The sequence below is a fragment of the Rhizobium lentis genome (genome assembly GCF_014200175.1).
In the GTDB taxonomy this organism is placed as follows: Bacteria; Pseudomonadota; Alphaproteobacteria; order Rhizobiales; family Rhizobiaceae; genus Rhizobium; species Rhizobium mulingense.
This window is the reverse complement of the sequence record NZ_JACHBD010000044.1, coordinates 1-1,581: the sequence shown is the minus strand read 5'-3', so window position 1 is coordinate 1,581 and position 1,581 is coordinate 1. Positions and strand designations below refer to the sequence as shown.

1 protein-coding gene and 1 pseudogene are annotated in these 1,581 nt (G+C 58.5%); both read right to left on the bottom strand.

Going from position 1 to position 1,581, the window contains the following annotated elements; translation table 11 throughout:
* Positions 1-1,264 (bottom strand): annotated as a pseudogene (gene tnpC, locus GGI60_RS32895) (IS66 family transposase); the annotation flags it as partial.
* A gap of 71 nt (positions 1,265-1,335) precedes the next feature.
* Positions 1,336-1,581: IS66 family insertion sequence element accessory protein TnpB (gene tnpB / locus GGI60_RS31645; protein ID WP_183920511.1), on the bottom strand; the 246-nt coding region annotated here is incomplete at its 5' end.

Sequence of the window (1,581 nt, the reverse complement as noted above, 5' to 3'; positions counted from 1 at the left end):
TGGCAGCGTCGAAAGCGTAGCCTCGATCCAGACCTTCAGCTCTCCCAGTATGGGCTTGGCATGTTGTTGGCGCAGTTTGCGTCGCTCGTCGGCAGGCATGCCGCGGATGCGATCCTCGATATCGTAGAGCGCACCGATGCGCGACAGTGTATGGCGCGGCGATCAGGATGAGACGCTCACCTTGATTGTCGCCGCGCAACAGTGCCTCGTCGGCGATCGGAGATGGCTTCAACTTGATCACATCGTGGAACTTGCGGCGCACATGCGCCATGCACGCGGGCCCTCGACGATCTGGTTGCCGTAGAGCTTCTTGTAACCTCCATAGCCATCAGCATGCGTCACGCCGCTGAAGTTTGCGAGGTGGTCAGCCGGATGCACGCCCTTTCGGTCGGGGCTATAGTAGTAGGCGATTGCTCCGGGAGTGGGATCTTGATAACCGCTGCTGTCGAAGACATAAACCCAAACCCTGCCAGCCTCGCCCAGGGTCGAGAACATCGACCGGGGTATCGTCCGTATGTATTCGGTCAAGCGCGGCGATGTGCGCCCTGATAGCCAAGACGGAGCGGCGCAAGCAAAACGGACACGCGGCCAACCCAGTCCGCCATGACAGAGCGAGAGATGTCTATCCCCAGCCGGTCGTACATCTCGGATAGGCGGTAGAGAGCGATATGATCGTCGAATTTGGCGACCATGATATGGGCGAGCAATCCCGATCCGGGTTTGCCTCGCTCGATCGGCAAAGACGGCATCTCACCCGATTACGGTCGTATCGCAGTCCCTGCAGACCATGCGCTTCTCGATATGCCGGACGATCTTTACAGAAGCCGGCACATGCTCCATCACCTGGACCACCTTGTCAGCCGCCTTCAAGAAGGAGGAGCCGCCACAGGTCGGGCAATTGCAGGGCGCTGCATACACCCGCTCTTCAGTTGGCAGGTCACCCGGCAGAGGTCTGTTTTCGGCTTGTCCGGGGCATCATCCAGATCGGCAGCTGCCTTTTTCCAGAACAAGCATCAGCCTCGGCGCGGGCGGCTTCGAACTCCTCCTGCATGAGTTCAAATTGGCCGATCTTCCGATCGATCTTCTCTGAAGATGCGCTGTGCTGCCGATGTCGGAGCAGTTCCAACTGCGCGCGCAAAAGACCGATGATGGAGTCGCGTTTGTTGACTTCGGCTTCTTGCAGCTCAAGTTTTGCCGCCTGTTCAGCGACGAGCGCGCACAACGCCGATAGCTCGTCCTGACTGTCCAGAGGCGGTGCTTCCATGCCCAAAAACATAGCCGATTTGCAGCGGAAGCACTAGCATTTTGCCCGGATGTCCTTGCAAAATATAGCTTTTAACCCGTTCTGCCAGGAGCGGAAGTCCACGCCGGCCGACGCCAATCGATCCCCTCAACAAGCATCGACAACTGAGCCTGCGTCAGATGCGCGACGCCTTCTTTCGCTGTTGGCCACGGAAAGTATCCGCGTTCCAAAATCTTGTAAAACAGGCAGAACCCTTGGCCGTCCCACCACAGAAGTTTGATACGGTCGGCGCGTTTTCCGCGGAAGCCGAAGATTGCGCCTGAGCCCGGCGCCTCCTT